Source organism: Planococcus maitriensis (genome assembly GCF_003289925.1).
Taxonomy (GTDB): Bacteria; Bacillota; Bacilli; order Bacillales_A; family Planococcaceae; genus Planococcus; species Planococcus maitriensis.
In genome coordinates this window covers 322,718-343,879 of sequence record NZ_QLZQ01000001.1, presented here as the reverse complement: position 1 = coordinate 343,879, position 21,162 = coordinate 322,718, and the positions used below count along the sequence as shown (strand labels likewise).

22 protein-coding genes and 3 riboswitches are annotated in these 21,162 nt (G+C 49.7%); of the genes, 10 read left to right on the top strand and 12 right to left on the bottom strand.

Annotated features, from left to right (window positions below; genetic code table 11):
- Nucleotides 1–11: 11 nt before the first annotated feature.
- Complete coding sequence (locus DP119_RS01710; protein WP_112230273.1) at nt 12–1,301, bottom strand: O-acetylhomoserine aminocarboxypropyltransferase/cysteine synthase family protein; 1,290 nt, start codon at nt 1,299–1,301, stop codon at nt 12–14.
- Nucleotides 1,302–1,400: 99 nt separating this feature from the next.
- Nucleotides 1,401–1,515, bottom strand: a riboswitch (SAM riboswitch).
- 187 nt (nt 1,516–1,702) lie between these two features.
- Nucleotides 1,703–1,815: riboswitch (SAM riboswitch) on the top strand.
- Nucleotides 1,816–1,947: 132 nt separating this feature from the next.
- On the opposite strand from DP119_RS01710, the gene DP119_RS01705 reads away from it, so the two are divergent.
- From DP119_RS01705 to pepT, 5 genes are all read left to right on the top strand, one after another.
- Entirely contained in the window at nt 1,948–2,979 is a 1,032-nt protein-coding gene (locus DP119_RS01705; RefSeq protein ID WP_101191455.1) for a methionine ABC transporter ATP-binding protein, read from the top strand.
- On the top strand, nt 2,969–3,619 hold the full coding sequence (locus DP119_RS01700; RefSeq protein ID WP_101191457.1) for a methionine ABC transporter permease: 651 nt from the start codon (nt 2,969–2,971) through the stop codon (nt 3,617–3,619). The genes DP119_RS01705 and DP119_RS01700 overlap by 11 nt, the downstream gene beginning before the upstream one ends.
- Nucleotides 3,620–3,708: 89 nt before the next feature.
- A complete protein-coding gene (locus DP119_RS01695) occupies nt 3,709–4,542 on the top strand; it encodes a MetQ/NlpA family ABC transporter substrate-binding protein (RefSeq protein WP_112230271.1) in 834 nt (277 codons plus the stop codon).
- 65 nt (nt 4,543–4,607) lie between these two features.
- Nucleotides 4,608–5,813, top strand: coding sequence for a M20 family metallopeptidase (locus DP119_RS01690; protein WP_112230269.1), 1,206 nt, complete (start codon nt 4,608–4,610; stop codon nt 5,811–5,813).
- Between the two features lie 328 nt (nt 5,814–6,141).
- Nucleotides 6,142–7,359 (top strand): peptidase T, encoded by a 1,218-nt coding sequence (gene pepT / locus DP119_RS01685; RefSeq protein ID WP_112230267.1) that lies wholly within the window; start codon nt 6,142–6,144, stop codon nt 7,357–7,359.
- 98 nt (nt 7,360–7,457) lie between these two features.
- Here the strand turns inward: pepT and DP119_RS01680 are convergent, their stop codons facing one another.
- The 4 genes from DP119_RS01680 to DP119_RS01665 all read right to left on the bottom strand — a co-directional run bounded on the left by DP119_RS01680 (nt 7,458) and on the right by DP119_RS01665 (nt 11,144).
- A complete protein-coding gene (locus DP119_RS01680; RefSeq protein WP_112230265.1) occupies nt 7,458–7,955 on the bottom strand; it encodes a DUF4825 domain-containing protein in 498 nt (165 codons plus the stop codon).
- A 46-nt stretch (nt 7,956–8,001) separates the two neighbouring features.
- Nucleotides 8,002–8,946, bottom strand: coding sequence for a lipoyl synthase (lipA, locus tag DP119_RS01675; RefSeq protein WP_112230263.1), 945 nt, complete (start codon nt 8,944–8,946; stop codon nt 8,002–8,004).
- Nucleotides 8,943–9,782 (bottom strand): lipoate--protein ligase family protein, encoded by an 840-nt coding sequence (locus tag DP119_RS01670; RefSeq protein ID WP_167399197.1) that lies wholly within the window; start codon nt 9,780–9,782, stop codon nt 8,943–8,945. The genes lipA and DP119_RS01670 overlap by 4 nt, the downstream gene beginning before the upstream one ends.
- Nucleotides 9,783–9,871: 89 nt before the next feature.
- A riboswitch (TPP riboswitch) is annotated at nt 9,872–9,978 on the bottom strand.
- Nucleotides 9,979–10,124: 146 nt separating this feature from the next.
- Nucleotides 10,125–11,144: an STAS domain-containing protein gene (locus DP119_RS01665; RefSeq protein WP_112230261.1), complete on the bottom strand. Its 1,020-nt coding sequence runs from the start codon at nt 11,142–11,144 to the stop codon at nt 10,125–10,127.
- A 134-nt stretch (nt 11,145–11,278) separates the two neighbouring features.
- On the opposite strand from DP119_RS01665, the gene DP119_RS01660 reads away from it, so the two are divergent.
- On the top strand, nt 11,279–11,509 hold the full coding sequence (locus DP119_RS01660; protein ID WP_112230259.1) for a hypothetical protein: 231 nt from the start codon (nt 11,279–11,281) through the stop codon (nt 11,507–11,509).
- Nucleotides 11,510–11,576: 67 nt separating this feature from the next.
- The gene (locus DP119_RS01655; RefSeq protein ID WP_112230257.1) at nt 11,577–11,999 is read left to right on the top strand and encodes a pyridoxamine 5'-phosphate oxidase family protein; all 423 of its coding nucleotides are present in this window, start codon (nt 11,577–11,579) and stop codon (nt 11,997–11,999) included.
- 29 nt (nt 12,000–12,028) lie between these two features.
- On the opposite strand, the gene DP119_RS01650 is transcribed toward DP119_RS01655, so the two are convergent.
- Nucleotides 12,029–12,463 carry an RrF2 family transcriptional regulator gene (locus DP119_RS01650; RefSeq protein WP_112230255.1) on the bottom strand — a complete coding sequence of 145 codons (435 nt, stop codon included), beginning with the start codon at nt 12,461–12,463 and terminating at the stop codon, nt 12,029–12,031.
- A gap of 215 nt (nt 12,464–12,678) precedes the next feature.
- Here DP119_RS01650 and hmpA point away from each other — a divergent pair, with 215 nt between their 5' ends.
- Both hmpA and DP119_RS01640 read left to right on the top strand, forming a co-directional pair.
- Nucleotides 12,679–13,860: an NO-inducible flavohemoprotein gene (gene hmpA / locus DP119_RS01645; RefSeq protein WP_112230253.1), complete on the top strand. Its 1,182-nt coding sequence runs from the start codon at nt 12,679–12,681 to the stop codon at nt 13,858–13,860.
- A gap of 96 nt (nt 13,861–13,956) precedes the next feature.
- A complete protein-coding gene (locus DP119_RS01640; protein WP_101191473.1) occupies nt 13,957–14,640 on the top strand; it encodes an IucA/IucC family C-terminal-domain containing protein in 684 nt (227 codons plus the stop codon).
- 29 nt (nt 14,641–14,669) lie between these two features.
- Here the strand turns inward: DP119_RS01640 and DP119_RS01635 are convergent, their stop codons facing one another.
- Nucleotides 14,670–15,533 (bottom strand): VLRF1 family aeRF1-type release factor, encoded by an 864-nt coding sequence (locus DP119_RS01635; protein ID WP_101191475.1) that lies wholly within the window; start codon nt 15,531–15,533, stop codon nt 14,670–14,672.
- Nucleotides 15,534–15,695: 162 nt separating this feature from the next.
- On the opposite strand from DP119_RS01635, the gene DP119_RS01630 reads away from it, so the two are divergent.
- Nucleotides 15,696–16,007, top strand: coding sequence for a DUF3243 domain-containing protein (locus tag DP119_RS01630; protein ID WP_068870281.1), 312 nt, complete (start codon nt 15,696–15,698; stop codon nt 16,005–16,007).
- Nucleotides 16,008–16,056: 49 nt separating this feature from the next.
- Here DP119_RS01630 and mdrP read toward each other — a convergent pair whose 3' ends face one another.
- The 5 genes from mdrP to DP119_RS01610 form a co-directional block, all read right to left on the bottom strand.
- The gene (gene mdrP / locus DP119_RS01625; RefSeq protein WP_112230251.1) at nt 16,057–17,331 is read right to left on the bottom strand and encodes a multidrug efflux MFS transporter MdrP; all 1,275 of its coding nucleotides are present in this window, start codon (nt 17,329–17,331) and stop codon (nt 16,057–16,059) included.
- Between the two features lie 31 nt (nt 17,332–17,362).
- Nucleotides 17,363–19,492 carry an ATP-dependent helicase gene (locus DP119_RS01620; protein WP_112230249.1) on the bottom strand — a complete coding sequence of 710 codons (2,130 nt, stop codon included), beginning with the start codon at nt 19,490–19,492 and terminating at the stop codon, nt 17,363–17,365.
- A gap of 76 nt (nt 19,493–19,568) precedes the next feature.
- Nucleotides 19,569–19,742 (bottom strand): hypothetical protein, encoded by a 174-nt coding sequence (locus DP119_RS15780; RefSeq protein ID WP_157101670.1) that lies wholly within the window; start codon nt 19,740–19,742, stop codon nt 19,569–19,571.
- 15 nt (nt 19,743–19,757) lie between these two features.
- Nucleotides 19,758–19,958 carry a YwbE family protein gene (locus DP119_RS01615; protein WP_068870287.1) on the bottom strand — a complete coding sequence of 67 codons (201 nt, stop codon included), beginning with the start codon at nt 19,956–19,958 and terminating at the stop codon, nt 19,758–19,760.
- A gap of 94 nt (nt 19,959–20,052) precedes the next feature.
- Nucleotides 20,053–21,159 (bottom strand): YsnF/AvaK domain-containing protein, encoded by a 1,107-nt coding sequence (locus DP119_RS01610; protein ID WP_112230247.1) that lies wholly within the window; start codon nt 21,157–21,159, stop codon nt 20,053–20,055.
- Nucleotides 21,160–21,162: the final 3 nt, after the last annotated feature.

Sequence of the window (21,162 nt, the reverse complement as noted above, 5' to 3'; positions counted from 1 at the left end):
CGAATCCCTCCTTACGCGTTCTCGAGTACTGCCGCTTGGATTGCTTGCTCCAAATCAGCGATTAAATCTTCATGGTTTTCCAATCCTACAGACAAGCGGATCAATTCTTCCGTAACGCCGCTGTTTTTCAGTTCTTCCGCTGTCAATTGCTGGTGTGTGGTCGAAGCCGGGTGGATGATCAATGATTTCGCATCGCCGACATTCGCCACGTGAGACCATAGCTTGATGCCGTCAATGACTTTGCGTCCGGCTTCCCTTCCGCCTTTGATGCCGAAGTTGACGATCGACCCGTAGCTGTCTTTCAAGTATTTATCCGCAAGTTCTTTTGAAGGATGGCCTTCGAGGCCAATGTAATTCACCCATTCGACTTGAGGATGGCCCTCTAAGTATTCGGCAATCTTCTGTGCGTTGCTTGCATGCCGTGGAATCCGTAAATGCAATGTTTCCAAGCCTTGAAGAAGGGCGTGTGCACTGTCCGCACTTAAAGTGGGGCCGAAATCACGCAATAGCTGGACACGCAGCTTCGTTGCAAAGGCTGCTTCCGGCACGTCGATTCCGAAGCGGATGCCGTGGTATGTTTCATCCGGCTGTGTATAGTTCGGGAAGCGCGGGTTATCCCAATTGAAACGCCCGGCATCAACGGCTACGCCGCCGATTGTCGTACCGTGTCCGCCGATCCACTTCGTTGCCGAATGGATGACAACGTCTGCCCCGAATTCGATCGGGTTGCTGACAAACGGGGAGGCAAACGTGTTATCGATCAATAGAGGGATGCCATTCTCATGGGCAATGTCCGCCACGCGTTCGACGTCGAAGACATTCAGGCTCGGGTTTCCGATAACTTCACCAAAGAACGCTTTCGTTTTATCGGTAATCGCAGCCCGGAAATTTTCGGGCTCCGTCGCATCGACGAATTTCGTCGTGATGCCATAGCGCGGCAAGGTATTGGCGAATAAGTTATAAGTGCCTCCGTAAAGGTTGCTGTCAGCAATGATTTCGTCTCCCGCTTCAGCAATATTCAAGATAGAGAAAGCGATGGCTGCCATCCCCGAAGATAGTGCCACTGCAGCAGTTCCACCTTCCAGAAGTGCGACGCGCTGTTCGAATACATCAACTGTCGGGTTCATGATACGCGAATAGATATTGCCCGCTTCTTTCAAACCGAACAGGTTTTGTGCATGTTCTGTATCCTTGAATACATAGGAAGTCGTTTTATGGACCGGCACGCCTCGCGATCCTGTGACCGGATCCGGTTCTTGCCCGCCGTGTAATAGAAGAGTTTCTGGTTTGAAGTTTGTCATTGTCAATTCCTCCTGTTTTCTGGTAGTTTTTTCGGTTTGAGGAGGACATAAAAAGACCCTCTTCAGAAAGAAGAGGGCCGTCATATACGGATTTGCCTCCTCTTATCTTTCAGCGACGCAAATGCGCGCTGTAGGATTTAGCACCTTTCCAGACATGTGTCTGTCGGTTGCCGGGCATCATAGGGCCTATTCCCTCCGCCTCTCGTGATAAGAGTATTCAGTTATTTTTTTGCTTGAGGAAAAGTATAGGGGACATCGCCTGATAAAGTCAAGTGTATTTTTCTAAAAATTTTAACTACTATAAGTAACTCATCTTCCGAAAAAAAATTACGTGAAAGCTGTTGACTTTTTCGCTATTTCGAAATAGAGTAGGAATCACGAATTGAATAGCTTACATCACTTTCTTATCCAGAGAAATCGAGGGACAGGCCCTATGACGTTTCGGCAGCAGATTCGCAAATCCGTGAAAACTGTGCTAATTCCTGCAAATGCTTTAGCATTTGGAAGATGAGAATGAGATGGTTTCATATTTTGGAGCCCTCTTTTTTCTTGTGGACAAGAAAAAAGAGGGCTTTTTGTTGTTATTTCAAGAAAGTGTTCGTTCGCACTCATTCGAATCGTTATTTGCAGCCACAGGAGGGACACCATGATTCAATTTGAAGCAGTCAAGAAAACTTACGTATCCGGCAAGCAGCAAGTCCATGCACTCAATGGCATCGATTTGACCGTCGAGACCGGCGAAATTTACGGCGTCATCGGATTTAGCGGCGCGGGGAAAAGCTCATTGATCCGCACGGTGAATTTGCTCGAGCGGCCGTCGCAAGGACGCGTGCTCATCCACGGAGAAGATATTTCCACTTTGAGCGCACGCAAAATCCGCGATACGCGAAAAGACATCGGCATGATCTTCCAGCATTTCAATTTGCTGAACTCCAAAACAGTGCACCATAATATCGCGATGCCGCTGCTCCTGGCCAAGACCCCAAAAGCGGAAGTCGACCGGAAAGTGGCGGAACTTTTGGATTTTGTCGGGCTTGCCGACCAAGCGAAAAAATACCCGGATCAATTGTCCGGCGGGCAAAAGCAGCGCATTGGCATTGCGAGAGCACTCGCAACGAACCCTTCGATATTGCTGTGCGATGAAGCAACCTCAGCACTCGACCCGCAGACGACTCAGTCCATACTGGATCTACTGCGCCGCATCAACCAGGAATACAATATCACCATCTTACTCATCACTCACGAAATGGGCGTTATCAGGGAAATTTGCGACAAAGTGGCCGTGCTTGAAGAAGGCCGCGTCATCGAGCAAGGCAGCGTGTTTGAAGTGTTCACCAATCCTCAGCACGCGACGACAAAGCGTTTCGTCCGTTCTGTCATGAACGACGAATTGCCGGATTCGCTGCTTGAGCAGATCCGTTATAACGACGGCACCCGGCCAATATACCGTGTGCAGTTTACCGGGAATTCAGTCGGCCAACCATTCATGTCAAGAGTATCGCGTGAATTCCAGCTCGATTTGAATGTGCTGTTCGGTAACATTACAGAACTCCAAGGCATTCCATACGGCAACTTGATTGTCGAGTTCGACGGCGCACCCGCAGAAATCGACCGGGCACTCGCCTCAATCCGAAACGACAATATTCAAGTAGAGGAGGTTCAGCAACATGCAGGTTGATCAATCGCAAATTTTAGAAGCTTTATGGGAGACACTTTACATGACGGGTGCATCATTCGTTTTCTCACTATTCATCGGCTTGCCGCTTGGCATCTTGCTGGTCGTCACGAGAAAGGGCCACCTGCTCGAAAATGAAGCCGTATTTAACGTATTGAACATCGTCATTAATATATTCCGCTCGGTTCCGTTCATCATCTTGATGGTCGCCATCATTCCATTGACGCGCGTCATTGTCGGCACATCGATCGGCACGGCCGCCGCCATCGTTCCATTGGTATTTTACGCAGGGCCGTATATCGCCCGCCTTATCGAAAACTCATTGCTTGAAGTTGATAAAGGCGTCATCGAAGCAGCCCAGGCGATGGGCGCTTCTCCCGGCCAGATCATTTTCCGCTTCCTTATCCCAGAAGCGCTCAGCTCCCTTGTCCTGGCATTGACCATCGCCATCGTCGGCTTGATCGGCGCATCCGCCATGGCCGGTGCGATCGGTGGCGGCGGGCTCGGCGACTTGGCCATTACTTACGGCTATCAGCGCTTCGACACATTGGTCATGCTCTTGACTGTCGCCATTCTGGTCGTCCTTGTCCAAGGCGTCCAATCACTCGGCAACCTCATGTCCCGCAGAGTGCGCCGGAGCTAAGTTCTTTTATGCACGTCAATCAAATTCAATAAAGCGATTTATTTATTCGTCAGCACCACTATTTTAAAAACACATTGGAGGATTTCATCATGAAAAAACTGACAGCACTTTTAGCAACAGCCGGATTGGCTACACTCCTTACCGCTTGCGGAAACGATAGTTCAGCCGGCGAAACAACGAAAGTGACACTAGGCATCAGCGGATCGGACACGACGATCTGGGATTATGTCGGCGACAAAGCCGCTAAAGAAGGCATCGAGCTCGATATCATCACCTTCTCGGATTATGTTGCGCCGAACTTGGCACTCGCTGAAGGCGAACTTGACTTGAATGCTTTCCAGACCATCTCTTATTTCGATGAGTTTGTCGAAGAGCATAATGTCGACATCGTGCCGATCGGCTCTACCGTCATTGCACCGATGGGCTTGTATTCCGATAAATACGAATCGATCGAAGAACTTCCCGAAGGCGCACAAATCGCAATGCCGAACGAAGCGACCAACATGGGCCGTGCATTGCTCCTGCTCGATGAATCCGGGCTCATCACGTTATCCGACGATGCCGGGTTGACCGGAACGGAAGAAGACATCATCGACAACCCGAAAAATATCGAAGTTGTCCCGATGACTTCCGCCCATACGCCTCGCGCTATGGCTGACGTCGCTGCTTCCATCGTCAATAACGGCATCGCAGTCGACGCAGGCTTGAACCCGACAGAAGATCCGATTGCCCGTGAAAGCGATACGGCAAAACCTTATATCAACCTGATCGCCGCACAAGCTGGCGAAGAAGATAACGAAGCGTATCAGCGCATCGTCGAATTGTACCAGGAAGAAGATACAGCTGAATTTGTCATCGAGCATACAGAAGGCGCTCAAATCCCGACTTTCGTTTCAGTTGAAGAATTAGTCGACTACAAATAAATAAACGAACGAACTGCAGTTGCATGCCGTTAAAAAAAGAAATTTCATTTGAGGGGGACGATCACATGACCATCATTAGCGAAGCGCGCGAGACAATTACGGAATCGATCGACAAGAACCGTGCACAGTATTTACGCATCAGCCATGCCATCCATGAAAATCCGGAAATCGGCAACGAAGAAGTGTTCGCGAGCGGACTGTTGACCGGATTGCTTGAAGAAGCGGGATTCCAGGTTGAATACGGTGTCGCTGGCCACCACACCGCTTTTTACGCAGTCCGCGACAGCCAAAAGCCTGGACCGACCGTCGCGTTTCTTGCTGAATACGACGCCTTGCCGGGCATCGGGCATGCATGTGGGCACAATATTATCGGCACGACCAGTGTTGCAGCCGCGATTGCGCTCAGTAAAACCTTGGAATTGACCGGCGGGCGCGTCGTCGTCCTCGGCACCCCCGCTGAAGAAGGCGGGCCGAATGGCAGCGCGAAAGGAAGTTTCGTCAAACACGGACTTCTCGAAAAAATCGATGCCGCATTGATGCTTCACCCGTCTGGAAACTCGGCGGTTACAGGCCCTTCGCTCGCCGTCGACCCGCTGAGTTTTCATTTCTACGGCAAGCCGGCCCATGCTGCCGGGTCTCCTGAAAAAGGCATCAATGCACTCGATGCCGTGCTTCAATTGTTCAACGGCATCAATGCCCTTCGCCAACAATTACCGGATGATGCACGGGTGCATGGCATCATCACGCACGGAGGCGACGCGCCGAATATCATTCCGGAATACGCCTCTGCCCGCTTCTACATCCGCGGAGATTCTTGGAAAAAGACCTCCGAGACGGCGAAAAAAGTGCGTGCCATCGCTGAAGGCGCTGCCCTTGCAACAGGTGCCCGTGTCGAAATCGAACGTTTCCAGAATGAAGTGAAGGATCTTGTTGTCACGCCTGAGCTCGATGAAATCCTAAAAGCCGAACTTGAAACACTAGGCGACACAGTAGCCGCTTCGCGCATTTCCGGGCTCGGTTCGACCGATGCCGGCAATATCAGCTATGAAGTGCCGACTGCCCACGGCTATATCAAAATCGGACCCGAAAGCCTCATTGCCCATACCGAAGAATTCCGGGAAGCCGCCCGTTCGAAAGCAGGCGATGAAGCCTTGATCAAAGGCGCCAAAGCATTGGCGCAAACAGGTTACCGTTTGCTGACTGAACACGCGTTATTGGCGCAAGTCAAGCAAGCCCATATCCGGTCACTTGCCACCAAACAACAAGATTAAAAACCAGCGCCCCTGCGCTGGTTTTTTAGAGGTGTTAAGGAAGTCATAGCTTTTCATTTACAAATTATTTAATATCCTAGTTAATTCTAATGAAAAATAAAAGCGAGTTGAATAAATAATTATTCGACGCTAGTGGAGTGCAAGCCGGCGACTCCTGCGGGACCAGCGCGAGCCGAAGACTCTGCAGGAGCGTCAGCGACGAAGCGGCTGAGGCCGTGCCCGCGGAAAGCGTCCGGCTGGAACGTAACTTGAAAGGCTTTCGAGGTTTTTCTATGTATTTCGAATTTCGTGTTAAAATGTAGTCATTACATACATAGGAGGCTCTACCATGATCGAAAACTTGATCGAACGCCTGATTCGCTACGCCAAAATCGACACGCAATCCGATTTCGAAAATGACGCAACTCCCTCTACACCGGGGCAATGGGATTTACTCGCTGAATTGGAAAAAGAAATGAAGAACATCGGCTTGGAGGAAGTTGAAGTGGACGATCACGGCTATTTATTCGGCACCTTGCCGGCAAATACTGAAGAACAGCGCCCTGTCATCGGCTTTCTGGCACATGTCGATACGGCAACCGATTACACCGGAAAAGGCGTCAACCCGCAGCGCGTCGAAAATTACAACGGGAAAGACATTCCGCTAAACGACAAAGTGACGATGAAAACGGCTGATTTCCCGGCCTTGCAGAATTACGTCGGCCATACTTTGATCACGACAGACGGCACGACTTTGCTCGGTGCCGACAATAAAGCGGGAATTGCCGAAATCATGACGGCGATGGAATATTTGATCGGACACCCTGAAATCGAACACGGCAAAATCCGCGTCGGCTTCACGCCGGACGAGGAAATCGGCCGCGGCCCGCATAAATTCGATGTCGCGCGTTTCGGTGCCGACTATGCTTATACGATGGACGGCGGCCCGCTCGGGGAGCTTCAATACGAAAGCTTCAATGCCGCGAGCGCAAAATTGACTGTTCACGGAACAAGCGTCCATCCCGGTTCCGCAAAGGACAAGATGGTCAATGCCATCACGGTCGCGACACGCTTCCAGGCGGAAATGCCGTCTGATGAAGTGCCGGAGAAAACGGAAGGCTACGAAGGCTTTATCCATTTGAACAATTTCAATGGTTCTGTCGAACAAGCAGTGCTTCAGTACATTGTGCGTGATTTCGACAAGGGCAAATTCGAAGCGAAAAAGCGCCATATGGAACAAGTCGCGGCCGAATTGCAAAAAGAATTCGGGGAACAAGCGATCAAACTCGAGCTCGAGGACCAGTACTATAATATGCGCGAGAAAATCGAGCCGGTAATGGAAATCGTCGACCAAGCCGAGCAAGCGATGAAAACATTGGGTCTATCTCCTGATATCATCCCTGTACGCGGCGGCACAGACGGATCCCAATTATCCTATATGGGCTTGCCGACACCGAATATCTTCACAGGCGGCGAAAACTACCACGGCAAATTCGAGTTCATCTCCGCCGAAAACATGGAAAAAGCGACTCAAGTGATTGTGGAGGTCGCAAAGATCGCAAAATAACCGGTTTCCTCTATCCATTTCCCGGGAAATCTTTTCAACAACAACATCAAAAAAGCAGCGGTATTATGCCGCTGCTTTTCTCTATTTGCATAAAGGTTTTACGCCCCTGCAAATAGCTCTTCGATTTTTTGCTCTTTACCCAAAGACTCACTGAGCAATTCTTCCAATTTCTTTTGATCATCAATTCCGGCCATTGCCACGCCATGCCAAGCTTGCAATTGTTCTCTCGTCAACCGGTACTGCTCCACGCTTGTACCTGTATCGAAATCGAATTGGACCCAATCGACATTATCGATCAGCGCAAACAAATAAGTGGCATTATGGGCCGCGGTTTCCTTGTCGGATAATGAAGCCTCCGCCCAATCATAAGAGACGATGATTCCGTAAGGCTGTTCTTGAATCTCGAGTTCTATTCCTGAAAAATTCTCCGCACCCGGCAGCTGGATAACGGTGTTGACGACGGCACTATTATCCCCGACTTCCGCCCCTTCATACTCGAAGAGATTCGGCTCGCCACCCGCAGGTGAAGGGCTGCATGCGCCCATAATAAGCAACGCAGCGGATAACAGTACGGCCGCAGCAAGTGTTTTTCCCAATTCAAGCCCTCCTCTAGGAAAGGTTTCCACACATCAGCTCCATTATTTAAAATTCGATTCGGTCGATTTTTGCGCCTGTCGATTCGACGCCTTTCATGTATTTGATGCGTTTCTGGACAGCCGTTTCGTTCACTTGCTCATCCGCATGGTATGAAGAACGCACCATCGGGCCGGCCTCGCAATGCTTGAATCCTTTGGCCAATGCGATTTCCTTCAATTCCTGGAATTCATCGGGGTGGTAATAGCGGACGACATCCAGATGCTTCAATGTCGGCTGCAAATATTGTCCGATCGTCATGATGTCGACTTTGTGCGCCAACAGATCATCCATCGCTTCGATAATCTCTTCTTTCGTTTCGCCAAGCCCGACCATGATGCTCGACTTGGTCGGCACATGCGGCGCAATTTCCTTGACCCGCAGCAGCAGTTCCAGCGAACGGTCGTAGGTCGCTCTCGCACGGACACGCTTGGTCAAGCGGCGCACCGTTTCGATATTGTGGTTGAAAATATCAGGCTCGCTGCTCATCAGCATATGCAGGCTTTCGTAATCGCCTTTCATATCGGACGGCAAGATCTCGACAGTAGTTTCCGGCATTTTACGGTGGATGGCACGGACAGTTTCCGCAAAAACTGCAGCCCCGCCGTCTTTCAAATCATCACGGGCGACCGCTGTGACGACGACATGCTTCAAGTTCATGATTTCCGTCGATTCCGCTACGCGCTCCGGCTCGCCCCAATCCAGTTCGTTCGGCAATCCCGTCTTGACGGCGCAGAACCGGCACGCTCTTGTGCAAGTATCCCCGAGGATCATAAAGGTCGCGGTGCGTCGTTCGCTCCAGCATTCATGGATATTCGGGCACCTCGCTTCCTCACATACCGTATTCAATTTTTTCTCGCGCATCAATTTCTTCAGATCATTATAAGTTTCATTCGTGTTCAATTTCACTTTCAGCCAGTCGGGTTTACGTTCACGCTGCTTTGTTTTTGTCATCGCATAAGTTCCCCTTTCTCTTCTCGTCGGTGATTCCATTCTTCGCTCGCGTATTTGGCTTCGAGCACACGTACTTCTTCCAATAATTCGGCTGGCGGTTCGAACTTTTCCAACCGGATGCCGAGCCCGGTTTCAAATCCGGCCTTGAACGCCTGCTGTACTTCTTCCATGCTTGCCGGTTCCCCCATCAGCTCGTTGATCGCTACGGCGCGTGTACGGAAAGCTTGGCGCGCCCTTTCCTTCACCGCTTCATTCGGGTAGACGAACAACTCGAATAAACAGTTTTCATCAAGCTGCAGCGGAATCGAGCCGTGCTGCAAAATGATGCCTTGCTTTCTTGTCTGCGCACTGCCTGCCGCTTTTCTTCCCTTAACAGTCAGTTCATGCCAGGACGGTTCTTCAAAGCATACCGCCGATGATTCTTTCGAGCGCTTCGTCTCAGCAGCCAGTTGTGCCTGGATTCCCAGATTGCGGTAACCTTCAAGCAATCCGCGGGAAATGACCAGATACGCTTCCTTTACTGATTTCGGCATGGTTGGATGATGTTCCGGAATCACCACGCTGTAAGTCAATTCCTGGTCATGCAGCACGGCTTTTCCGCCGGTCTGCCTCCTGACAAGGGGAATACCCAATTGCGCAGCTCTTTCGAGATCGATGCTGCCATTCAGTTTCTGGAAAAATCCTACTGAAATCCCGGCTGGCGCCCAGCCGTAAAACCTGAGGACAGGCTTCATGCCTGTCTTGCGCTGCCAATTCATCAACGCTTCGTCCATTGCCATATTGTGGGCCGGCGTACAAAACCCCGACTCCATATAGCCCCATGTTTCCTCCAAAATGCCTCAACTCCTCTCAGCTTATGCATGACTCCTAAACCCCATAAAAAAACACCGCTTTCCCATGGGGAAGCGGTGTATGCAGGCAACAGGAAGCATACGCACCACTTCCCTACGCTGGCATGGTCCAGATCAGGTTCAAGGGGTCCAAGCATTCGCTCGTCTCAGCCAGTCAATTCCGGCTCCCCCAGTGGTCAGCTATGTATAGTTCTTCTCGAGCTTATCATTTCCTGAAAGAAATCTCAATATACAAAATAGTTCTTTCTTTCATATTCATCCATTTTTTAAAAATTAATCCAAAAAAGATCTCCCTTCCATGAAAACGGAAAAGGGAGAGCTGTTATCTCAGATGATGGTCTTGCCGTTCTGCGCTAAAGCGAAATGAATGCTGTGCTGAAGCGTACGGAAACATTCGTAGCCTGAAAGATCGACGCCCGCTTCCGTGATTGTCATGCTGGTATGCGGAGAGATGCCGGCCAGCACCGTTTTCGTGCCGATCAAACCGGCTGCAGAGCCCAATTTTTCGATCAGCATTGCGGCGTGCTGGTTGAAGCTTTCATTCAGCCCGGTCAAATCGAGCAGCAAGTAGCGTGCTTTGTGTTTCGGCAAATTCTCAAGCGTTTTGTTCAGTAACTCTTCGGCACGCGCTTCATCGTAACGCCCAAGAAGCGGTACTACCACGATGTCTTCCAGGACCGGGATCAGCGGTGAAGAAAGTTCACGGATCATGTCATGGAGATCCGCTGTCTTTTCGTCCACCAGCTGTTCGAGTTCGCGGATTTTCTCCGATTCCTTACGGCGCGCCAACGAATGGATGTTCTTTTCGATCGTTTCATCCGACGGGAAATAGCGGATCAAACATTCCTCGTGCCCTTCAATCTGTGAATGGGCCACTTCATACCAGATGCTGCGGCCTAAAAGTGAGCTGAAGATTCCTGCATAATGCGCCGGCAAGAAACTGCCGCCGGTCTTTTTGCCTTGTGCCACATTGATCTGATATTCCCAGCTGTTTTTCAGCGTCACTTCCAACGTGCCGGCTTCTATATCCAGGTTGCGGATGGATGCCAACCCCCACCCGGCTGATGCATATGTATTGGTAATGAGTTCAGAAGCTTTAAAAACAGAAATCCCGCCCATTTTGTGGAAATAGTCCCCCACTACCTGGCCTTGGCGAAATCCTGTCGTTTCCAGCACGACAGCTGCCGCGTCTTCCCCAGAGATTTCCTCGATGGAATCAAAGAACATTTTCATCGCAGTGGAAGTCCAAAACAACACGGAATTCTGCCCTTCAAATAGGAAGCGCCCTTGCGTGAGGTCCCATTCAAAGTCCAGGCCACCCACGTTTATCTTCGTTTGTTGCGTCATTGTATAGCCATCCTCCCTATTTAGTCCTATTGGATAATCATACGCCAGCCCGTAATTCCCAGCAAGTTCTAATGTTTTAAAGCACTTCAATTAAGGAATAGATAGAGAAGAACGCTAAAGGAGAGGTGCTAACGATGGCAGAAAAAGACCGTTTCAACGAAAAAGAACGAAAAACAAGCGACGGAGCCCCAATGGACAATCCTGAACAAGTCAAAACCGATAAAGAAACCATGACAGAGATGCACGAGGAAGAAATGAACGTGGATTCCATCCCGTTGGAAGATTTGAAACAGGACATGAAAGACGAAAAGAATCCCCGTGATACAAAAGATGATTCAGCCAGCGAGGAAGAACATCGCGAATGATTTTGTCTGCGGGCGTCTCGCCCGCAGTTTTTTCAGCAGACGATATCACTGCAAAGGAGAGAGTTGAATGGCACAAGAAGAACTGAAACAACAAGCCTTGAAAATACTGGAAGACAGCATGATCGGCACATTGGCGACCATTAAAGACAATAAACCGCATTCCCGTTATATGACTTTCTTCAATGACGAATTCACTTTATACACGGCGACAAGCAAGCAGACGCAGAAAGTCGATGAATTGGAGAAGAATCCAAACGCCCACATCCTGCTCGGCTATGAAGGCGAAGGCGTAGGCGATAGCTTTCTCGAAATCGAGGGGCAAATGTCGCTGAGGGATGACCGTGAGCTAATCGATAAAGTGTGGAATGAACACTTGACCGGCTGGTTCGATGGCCCTGAAGACCCGAACTTGATCATTCTTGCCATCACGCCGACGCGCGTGCGCTTGATGAACCGCAAAGGCAAAGACCCTAAAACCATTGAACTGTAAACAAAAAGCCTCCGGCATCGGAGGCTTTTTCATGTGCGCAACAAGTCGCGCAACGCATCTTTATTAAATAGCAAATCCTGCAGATTGTATTCATCCAATACTGCCAAATAGGCGTGCAATGCTCTGCCGAGGACGCCCCGCAACCCGCAGATCGGGGAGATTGGGCATGTATTGGTTTCTGAGCTGAAACACTCCACTAAATGGAAGTCTTCTTCCATTCGACGGACGACCATTCCGACATTGATATTCTCAGGGCGGTCCGCCAAACGGATACCGCCTCCCCGGCCCCTGACCGTTTCGATGAATCCTGCTTTGCCGAGTTCAAATGTCACTTTCATCAAATGGTTTTTGGATATATGATAAGCGTCGGAAATTTCCTGTATAGTTGTCAGCTTGCCGTCTTCTTTCGTTCCTAAATAAATGAGTACGCGCAATGAATAATCCGTATACATCGTTAACCTCATTGTTTTCACCTTCCCTGCACGTCCATTATACTCGCCGCCTGAATTTCTGGAAAGGAAACGCATCTGCGGAATCCAGGCTTTTTGCGCCAATATTCCATGTGTGACTTTTCTGTGAAATGAAATGTGTCTAAATTTTAAAGATGTATTTTAAATATATCTTTAAACACTTTTTCAGGTTATAGTGGGACTATAGAAAACAAAAGGAGAGATTGACTATGTTATCCGAACAAACAAGAACAATCGTCAAATCCACCGCCCCTGTATTAGCTGAACACGGTAAAACCATCACGACCGTTTTTTACAGCAATATGTTCGAAGCCCATCCAGAACTCTTAAATATCTTCAACCAAGCCAACCAAAAACAAGGGCGCCAGCAAACAGCGCTTGCCAATACAGTATATGCGGCTGCTGTCCATATCGATAATTTGGAAGCTATTCTTCCGGCCGTCGAACAGATCGCCCACAAACACGTGAGCCTCGGCGTCAAAGCGGAACATTATCCAATCGTCGGTGAATATCTTCTGAAAGCGATTAAAGAAGTACTCGGCGATGCAGCGACAGATGAAATCATCAATGCGTGGGCTGAAGCTTACGGTGTCATTGCCGATGTCTTCATCAATATGGAAAACGGCATGTACAAAGAAGCGGAAACCCAGGAAAATGGCTGGAGCTTCTTCAAAGACTTCACGATCGCACGCAAAGTCAAAGAAAGCGAAAACATCACTTCTTTCTATCTAAAACCGGCTGATGGTAAAAATGTGCCAAGCTATGAAGCTGGACAATACATCACGGTCCGTCTTGCAATCCCGGGAGAAGAGTTCCTTTTCAACCGCCAATACAGCTTGTCACAAGCATCACGTCCGGATGAGTTCCGCATTTCCGTCAAACGCGAAGCCGATAACGACCCGAACGGAATGGTTTCCGTCTACTTGCACGAAAACATGAACGAAGGCGACACCATCGAAGTGAGTGCACCTGCCGGCGAATTCGTGCTCGATACAAAACGCGAAACGCCAGTGGCATTCGTCAGCGGCGGCGTAGGTATCACGCCGATGATGAGCATGTTCGAAACCGTTGCAACGCAAACACCGGAACGCCCGGTTTCATTCCTTCATGCAGCACGTAATGAAACTTTGCATGCATTCGACAAAGACGTCCAAAAATACGTCGCCACAATGGACAATGCAAAATACAAAACTTTGTATTCCGATGAACCGCAAGGCTATATCACTCGTGAAATCCTGGAAGATATGGTCGATGCAAGCGGCGAAGTATACGTTTGCGGACCGGTTCCATTCATGGAGAAAATGATCAGCGAATTGCGTGCACTCGGCATGTCCGATGAACAGATCCACTATGAATTCTTCGGCCCTGCTGTAGCCCTGCAATCCGTCTAAACAGCAAAAGCCGCTTCCCGATCGAGGGAAGCGGCTTTTTTGATGCTTGGCAGCCCCGCCCTATTCCGGTAGCATGGAGAAAAAGGGGGAATTGAGATGCACTTGCCTATGGCCGTTAAACAAGCACTCCAAATGCAATCGGTCATCGTCGACCGGCTTCCTGCCCATCCCTTTTCTTCTTCCAATCCGGAGATATTGATTGAAGAGTTAAAGGACTGGAGCGGAACGGAAAACAATGGAGTGGCTGTTTCTTATTTTTTTCGCCAAATCGCATTATTCGTGACGGCCCAATTCAGCTTAATCCACCAGCAGGGCGGATATTTCAAGACCCCGCCTGAAAAACTTGGCTATGGCCGGATACAGAATTACGGCTTGCCGCTCATTTCTTTTCACGTCGAGTCAGCTGATTTCATTGAAATTCCCGCTGAACAAAGAAGCGAAGCTTTCCGGTATGTATTGATCGGGCAGACAGATGCGCTGCTCCGGCAATTGCGCCGCCACGCAAAGATATCGCCGATTACGTGCTGGGAAAATGTGCTCGGCTCACTTGCTTGGTATTACGCAAACCTTCAAAGACACTATCCGCGGATGGCCGCTGAAGATCTCGAATGGCTGATGGAAGACCAGAATTGGGAACCCCTCCGCAAATCCCAGTGGCGCAATTTCATCGGCACCACGCCCCTTGAACGGGCAGTCTCCGTGCCAATGCGGAAAACTTGCTGCTTGTATAAGGAATTGGCGGCGTTCGATACATGCACGTTTTGCCCACAACCCCATTAAAAAAGCTCCGGCTGGGCCGGAGCTTTTTATTATTTCTCGAAAACTTCATGCAGAATCTTGTCTGCACTATTATTGATCAGGTTTTTATGGATGCAGCTGTTGGGCTTTTTGTGGAGCGCTTTCGAAAATGACTGGGCGTGCTCAGCTTCCCCGATGACGTGGATTTCTTCCCAGCGCCGCTCTTTTTTCAACTTCTCGATTTTCGCGCCCATGTCTTTATAGAAACGGTCCAAGTTTTCTTTTAAGCGGTGGTCGAGTTCATCGACAGGGCTTCCCCCGCCGCTTCCCCCGATGACCGGGCTGTTTCCGCCAGCAGCGCCGCCGCCAGTCGAACCAGCGCCGCTGCGGCCTTGGATGCGCCCCGAGCTTCTGACGCCTTTTTGCTCAGTCCATACTTCAAGGCCTGCGTCGAATTCGTAATAGACTTCTTCATTGACGATGCCGACAGATGTATCAAGCACGCGGATGCCTTTGAAGCTCGGCAGGATCACGCCTGCATATGGATATGCTTTGTAGATATAGCGCAATTGGTCGAGTGCCGGTTTGTTTTCCCATTGGAAATCGGTTTTGACGGAAATCTGCAAATGCTTCACCCAAAACAGGTCGTCTTGAGTGGATGCAAAAATAACGACACCCTTCTGGAGGTCGCCTTGATTGTCCAATATTTCCTTTTCCACTTTTTTACGTAATTCTTTGTAGGCTTTCAATTCCTTTTCATCTTTTGAGGCGGTCAAATACTCGTCGAGGCGCTTCAGGCCGTTCTTCAACTGGATCTTCCAGGCCCCGTTCTGTGCTTCACGGTCTGCCGGGTTCGTATTGAGATATACACTCAATACACAGCGGTCTTCACATTCGAATTGTTTCAGCTCTTGGATTTCGTCGTATAATGTCATTCACCCATCATCCTCCTTTAATCCTTACTTGTTATCTGAATACCCCAACCGCCTGTGCTTAAACGGCAGCCACCCTTTTCTTTTTCAATATTCCAACGTTTAAATTGTCCTGTCTGTGGTAAACAATGACTAGCAACAAAAATGACGAGGAGTGAATTATACATGGAAAACATTGATAAAAAAGTAGAAGAGAAATTGAGCAATACGGATAATAAGAAGAAAGAACAGATTTTAGCGGAATTCTCGACTTTCATCGATTATTTGGGCGATAAAGTTCAGATGGGCGAGAAAATGGGCTTAAGCGAAGAGCGCATCGCGCAGCTGGCGTCTAAAGTAGCCGATTACCTGGCGAAAAAAGAAGACCCGAAAAATAGCGAAGAGTACCTATTGCAGCGCTTATGGCAAGTAGGCGACAAAGAAGAGCAGCATATGCTCGCCCATATGCTAGTCAAGTTGGCAAAAGAACAGAACTGATCACGCAAAAAGCCTGAGCTTAACCGCTCAGGCTTTTTCCTATGCTCAGCTATGCGCTTATGGCAGCTCTTTTTTCATATAAATGGAACATCCATAGATAAACGAATCCGCTCAACACCGCGAATGCCCCAAGGATGATAAAGGTCCAGCCGAACCCGAACCAGGCAGTCATCGGGATGGAGACTGGCGCAATCATCCGGCCAATCGTATAGCGCAGGCTCGCCGCGGCGAAATACTGGCCGCGCATCGATTCGGGCGCAAGTTTGGAAATGAAGCTCTGCTGCAGCCCGACAATCATCAATTCAGCAAATGTAAAGACCGCCATCGCCACAAAGAATATCCAAAACCACGAAGTCATCGGGAAAATCGCCATCGATAAGCCGAACAATACGGCCGAGAAGAAGAACACCCATTTTTCGGGGAACTTGGTCATCCACCGTGTAATGACGACTGTCAGAAGTGCCACAATCAAGCCATTCTCCGCAAGCAGGATACCGAAAGACGTTTCCCCGGTCACCGACCATTCACGACCCAGGAAGTCCAGGATCGTTTGGCGGTCAATCGTTTCCTTCAAGTAGACCGGGATGACAAGGTCCAGTTGCATGAAGGTCTGCGCTCCCAATACTCCCGCTACGACAAACAATAAAAAGACACGGTCTTTCAAGATGATGCCGTAATCCTTCACTTGCGAAAGCAATGCGCCTCTCCATCCAGTCGCTCCCCCTTCTTTCCATTTATCCATAACTTCAGCCGATAAGGTCTCTTCAGTGTACAGGCGCAATAATAGCCCGAGCAGCATCGAAATGATGGCAACTGCCAACAGCAACTCGAAACGATAAGAGAAAAACAGCACAGCACCGAATAAAGGGCCGATAACGACGGCAATATTCAAGGTCGTATAGAACACCGCAAATACATCGCTCCGGTATTTTTCAGGAATGACGTCCGCAATCATCGCCTGGCTCGCTGGCCAGTACAAGGAACCGCACATGCCGGCCAGCGTGAACGCCACGAAACTGAGTTCGGGCGAACTGAGCCACGGCGAGTTTGCCGCAGCGAACAGCAAGAACGCAAAACCCTGTGCCACAGCAGCGGACACGAGCATTCGCTTGCGCCCGAAACGGTCAGCAAAATAGCCGCCAAATAAATTGGCAGCTACGGAAAACATTTGGGAGACGATCAACAATAGCCCCGCCAGCCCTTTCCCGAACTCTTCGGCAAAATAAATCGCCAAGAACGGGAATACCATCCAAAAACTTGTATTCATGAAAAACTCGCCCACCAGCCGGACTTTCAGGCTGCGGTTCCAATCCCTGATCTTCATTTATATTTCCTCACTTCTGCGTCTATCTTCATCACACCAGTTCAAGCAATTGATATTGCAGGCAAATTTCCAACAGAAATTCTTTATGCTCTTTGGCAAACTGGATGCCGACTTTCTCGTCGTCCAACTCCGTAATCCGCCCATTCCCGAAGACGCGATGGCGAATTTGCGCCCCCACCTGCAATTCCTCTGTGGAACTGACAGCGTCCGGGTTGTGCGGCACTGTAATTTTCGTTTTCGGCGCTTTCGTTGCGGAACGGTTGAACGTTTCCGCTTTCTTCATTTTCGGCAAGGCGATGCGCCGCACTTCTTCCACAAAGCGCGACTCCTTGTCGTAACTGAGCAATTCCAGGTGGCGTTTCGCCCGTGTCATGCCGACATAGAACAAGCGTCTTGCTTCCTCCAGCAAAGCAGGATCATCGGCATCTTCTTCTGTCGGCACAATCCCCTCGACCAGGTCAATCAAATAGACCCGGTCAAACTCCAAACCTTTTGAGCTGTGCAGCGTGGACAATGTCAGCATATCTTCGGCCTTTTCGGTTTTCGCCTGCCTTGTCACTTCCTCGAGCTGTTTCAAGCGTTTCGCAAAAGCCATCATCGTGGGAAGCGGTTCGGCGATTTGTTCGAGCGTGCTGAGGATCTGCTGCAAATAATCGAGCTTCATGCCGAATTTCTCTGCGCGGCTCTTGAGCATCTGGTCGTAGCCCATATCGCGGCGAATTGCCTGGATCACTTTCAAAGGCTTCATGTCCTTCAATGCGTCCATCGATCTGCGCTGTTCCGTAATAATCCGCAGCTGGTAATCCTTCATCGTGATGGCTAACGTGATTTCTTCGAAAGCATGCCGCTTTGTCGGCTGCATCCTCCCCAATTGCTTAAGCTGGGACGCCGACCAATAGGCGTTCGTCTTCGAAGCGACTTTGGAGTATAAATCCACCCGCTCCGGGCGCAAACTGAAACGCATGAAGTTTAGGATGTCCTGGACGATCCAATGGCTGAAAAAGCGGTTGTCCGCATCTTTCATATAGAAAGGGATGCCGAGGCGGTCCAGCTCATCCATCAATAAAGTTGACGAAGAGTTATTGCGGTACAGAATTGCAACATTTCCGTATTCCTCGAGAGCGGAAAGTTCTTTCAACAGATACTTCAGCTGCGCTTCTTGGGAAGCAAGGCGGCGAATGACGATCGGTCCGCCTTCCGGCCTGTCGGTGAACATGTTTTTATCATGACGCAGTTTATTGGCCTTGATGAATTGATTGGCTGTACTGACGATAGTGCCGGATGAGCGGTAATTGCGTTCCATCTTCATGATGTAGGCATCCGGGTACACTTGGCGGAATTTGAGCAAATAGCTTGGCTCCGCTGCACGCCACGTGTAAATCGACTGGTCGTCATCCGCCACGACACATAGATTGCGATGGTTTTCGACCAGCTTTTCAACGATGGCGTGCTGGACCATGGAAGTGTCCTGGCTTTCATCGGTCATGACGTAATCCCAGCGTTTCTGATACTTCGACAGCAGTTTGCGGTCTGTGTCCAATGCTTCAAAAGCGATCGTCAGCATATCATCGAAATCGACGAGCCGCGGTTCGTGGTTTTCTTTGAACTCTTCGTAGACCGTCAAAATATCGATGGCACCCGGGAATGGTTCATCAAGTGTTTTCCACTTTCTTTTCGGCACCATCTTGTTTTTCACGAAACTGATGAACGACACCAATTCCTCCAATTGGTCGTCGGTGATCGGCTCGTCATTCTCACGGGCATAAATATCCTTCAATAAGCGTTTTTTGTTGAGGCGGTTCGAGTCGCCGCCCTCGATCATCAAGTAATCGCCGGCAGATAAGTATTCCCTGGTGATTTGAAAAGCCAGGCTGTGTATAGTCGAAAAGTCCACCGGCGCAAGGCCTGGAAAGAACCGCGCATAGCGTTCCAGCATATCGGTTGCCGATGCCCGGCTGAACGTGATGGCTTTGATGCGCTTCGGCTGGACGCCTTTTTCCTCGATCAAATAGCCGATCCGCATGATCATGGTTGTCGTTTTCCCGGAACCGGGACATGCGAGAAGCAATAGCGGCCCTTCTGTCTTGGTCACCGCTTTTTTCTGTATTTTATTCAGCTCGACTCCGAGCTCTTGTTTTTTCCGTTCAAAAAAATCGCTCATGGTAGACTCCTTTTTGCGTGGCAATCTCTTTCATGATAGCACAAAAGCAGGCCCATTTAAGCGGCCTGCTTTCCGTTCAAATAAAATTGCGTTCATGGGGTTTGGCGGGGTCGCCTGTTTGGCGCTTGTCTTTTCTAGTCGCCAGATCTTCATGGACACGCTCTTTTTCGTCCTGTGCTTTGCTCGTGCGGTTCGCCCCGATCCTTCTCGGGTCAGATGATTGCAGATCGCTGTTCTTTTGATCGCTCATGCAAATCCCTTCCTTTCACTTGCCGTCCAGAATTTCACAAACACGGCCGACTTGCCCATCCTCGAGGCGCACTTTAATGCCGTGAGGATGCGTCGCGGAGTTCGTCAATAAATCCTTGACGACGCCTTTCGTTTTCTTGCCGGTCCGCTGGTCTTTTTTCAAGATCACGTTCACTTCAAGCCCTGGCTTTACATCGCTTCTTTTTTTCCCGTCCATCTCCATCCCTCCAAGCTTGCTTCCATTATAATCGAATTACCCTGGCCATACAAAAAAGCGGAGGGAAGGCCCCTCCGCTTTTCATCCAGCTTGCTTATAATCTGTCGCGGTCTGTACGGTCTGTACGGTCTTTGCGGTCAAATTCGTCTTCTTCAACCAAGTCGCCGTCTTTATGGATGTCAGCTTCTTCTTTACGGACTGTTTCACTGACATGTTCTGTATCCTGTACTTTGTTTTTCCCGATGGAAATTTCTTCAGATACTACATCTTTCTTCGTCACGTCTACACGCTCTTCGGAAACCGGTACGTGAATATCTTCGCCTTCCGTGTAGTTATGCGTGCCAGTCGTCGTTTCTTCATTCACCGGGCGGCGCTCCACATATACTTCCTCACGCTCCACCGGCACTTCAAGTGTCTGCTCTTCCTCGACGACATGCTTGTCGACATGGACTTCGCCCGTTTGGACGCGTTCTTTATTGACTTGCAAACGCTCTTCATGCAAACGCAGGCGTTCTTCTTCAGATCCTGCACGTTCCAAGTCGCGGTCGATATCTTCGACTGTGCGGTTGCGGTTCGTTACATCATCATTGAAATCCGAAGTTGCACGGTGAGTGCCTGCCGCATGGGCGTCAGTTGTAGTGCGGTCTTCCGCTCCCAGGCCAAATCCTGTACCGCGCTCTTTGTCGACGCCGGCCGTTTCGGAGCCGAGTGCGTCGCGCTCTGTGTTGTACGCCATGTCATTGCTTTCATTTGTATCTACAGTCAAGCCATCACGTGCCACTGCCGAGTTGTCGACTTTCGTAGTACTTGTCGTGCTGTCGACATTGCCGTAGCTTGTGTTATCGTAAGGCGCTGCCCCTTCATAGTTCGCGCCGAACTCGCGGTCGACGAACAAGAGGATCTTGCCGTTTTGCACTTCGTTATAGTAGCGGTCTGCTTCCGCTTCGTCTACACCCATATTGGAGAAGGCTTCACGCGTCGGTTCATTGCCTGATAGGAAGCCCATGAATTTATCCATCCAATTGCCTTCAGATGATTTATAATCCACGTCTGTTCTTCCGCGCACCATTGAAATCTGGTCTTCGTTGCGGGCCATCACGTACATGTCTTCTTCACGTGAGCCTTGCGCTTTCATGTCTTCGATTTTTTTCAGTACTTCTGTTTCTGTGTCGAATGTTCCCATGAATTTATTGTTAGCCATTTC

Excerpts from the sequence above, each read along its gene's own strand:
- DP119_RS01665 (WP_112230261.1), bottom strand. The coding sequence starts at position 11,144 with ATGACGCAACAAACGAAGATAAACGTGGGTGGCCTGGACTTTGAATGG.
- DP119_RS01640 (WP_101191473.1), top strand. The coding sequence starts at position 13,957 with ATGCACTTGCCTATGGCCGTTAAACAAGCACTCCAAATGCAATCGGTC.
- mdrP (WP_112230251.1), bottom strand. The coding sequence starts at position 17,331 with ATGAAGATCAGGGATTGGAACCGCAGCCTGAAAGTCCGGCTGGTGGGC.
- DP119_RS01690 (WP_112230269.1), top strand. The coding sequence starts at position 4,608 with ATGACCATCATTAGCGAAGCGCGCGAGACAATTACGGAATCGATCGAC.
- DP119_RS01695 (WP_112230271.1), top strand. The coding sequence starts at position 3,709 with ATGAAAAAACTGACAGCACTTTTAGCAACAGCCGGATTGGCTACACTC.
- DP119_RS01650 (WP_112230255.1), bottom strand. The coding sequence starts at position 12,463 with ATGAGGTTAACGATGTATACGGATTATTCATTGCGCGTACTCATTTAT.
- DP119_RS01615 (WP_068870287.1), bottom strand. The coding sequence starts at position 19,958 with ATGGACGGGAAAAAAAGAAGCGATGTAAAGCCAGGGCTTGAAGTGAAC.
- DP119_RS01705 (WP_101191455.1), top strand. The coding sequence starts at position 1,948 with ATGATTCAATTTGAAGCAGTCAAGAAAACTTACGTATCCGGCAAGCAG.
- DP119_RS01700 (WP_101191457.1), top strand. The coding sequence starts at position 2,969 with ATGCAGGTTGATCAATCGCAAATTTTAGAAGCTTTATGGGAGACACTT.
- hmpA (WP_112230253.1), top strand. The coding sequence starts at position 12,679 with ATGTTATCCGAACAAACAAGAACAATCGTCAAATCCACCGCCCCTGTA.
- DP119_RS01660 (WP_112230259.1), top strand. The coding sequence starts at position 11,279 with ATGGCAGAAAAAGACCGTTTCAACGAAAAAGAACGAAAAACAAGCGAC.
- DP119_RS01710 (WP_112230273.1), bottom strand. The coding sequence starts at position 1,301 with ATGACAAACTTCAAACCAGAAACTCTTCTATTACACGGCGGGCAAGAA.
- DP119_RS01630 (WP_068870281.1), top strand. The coding sequence starts at position 15,696 with ATGGAAAACATTGATAAAAAAGTAGAAGAGAAATTGAGCAATACGGAT.
- DP119_RS15780 (WP_157101670.1), bottom strand. The coding sequence starts at position 19,742 with ATGAGCGATCAAAAGAACAGCGATCTGCAATCATCTGACCCGAGAAGG.
- DP119_RS01635 (WP_101191475.1), bottom strand. The coding sequence starts at position 15,533 with ATGACATTATACGACGAAATCCAAGAGCTGAAACAATTCGAATGTGAA.
- DP119_RS01610 (WP_112230247.1), bottom strand. The coding sequence starts at position 21,159 with ATGGCTAACAATAAATTCATGGGAACATTCGACACAGAAACAGAAGTA.
- DP119_RS01655 (WP_112230257.1), top strand. The coding sequence starts at position 11,577 with ATGGCACAAGAAGAACTGAAACAACAAGCCTTGAAAATACTGGAAGAC.
- pepT (WP_112230267.1), top strand. The coding sequence starts at position 6,142 with ATGATCGAAAACTTGATCGAACGCCTGATTCGCTACGCCAAAATCGAC.
- lipA (WP_112230263.1), bottom strand. The coding sequence starts at position 8,946 with ATGACAAAAACAAAGCAGCGTGAACGTAAACCCGACTGGCTGAAAGTG.
- DP119_RS01620 (WP_112230249.1), bottom strand. The coding sequence starts at position 19,492 with ATGAGCGATTTTTTTGAACGGAAAAAACAAGAGCTCGGAGTCGAGCTG.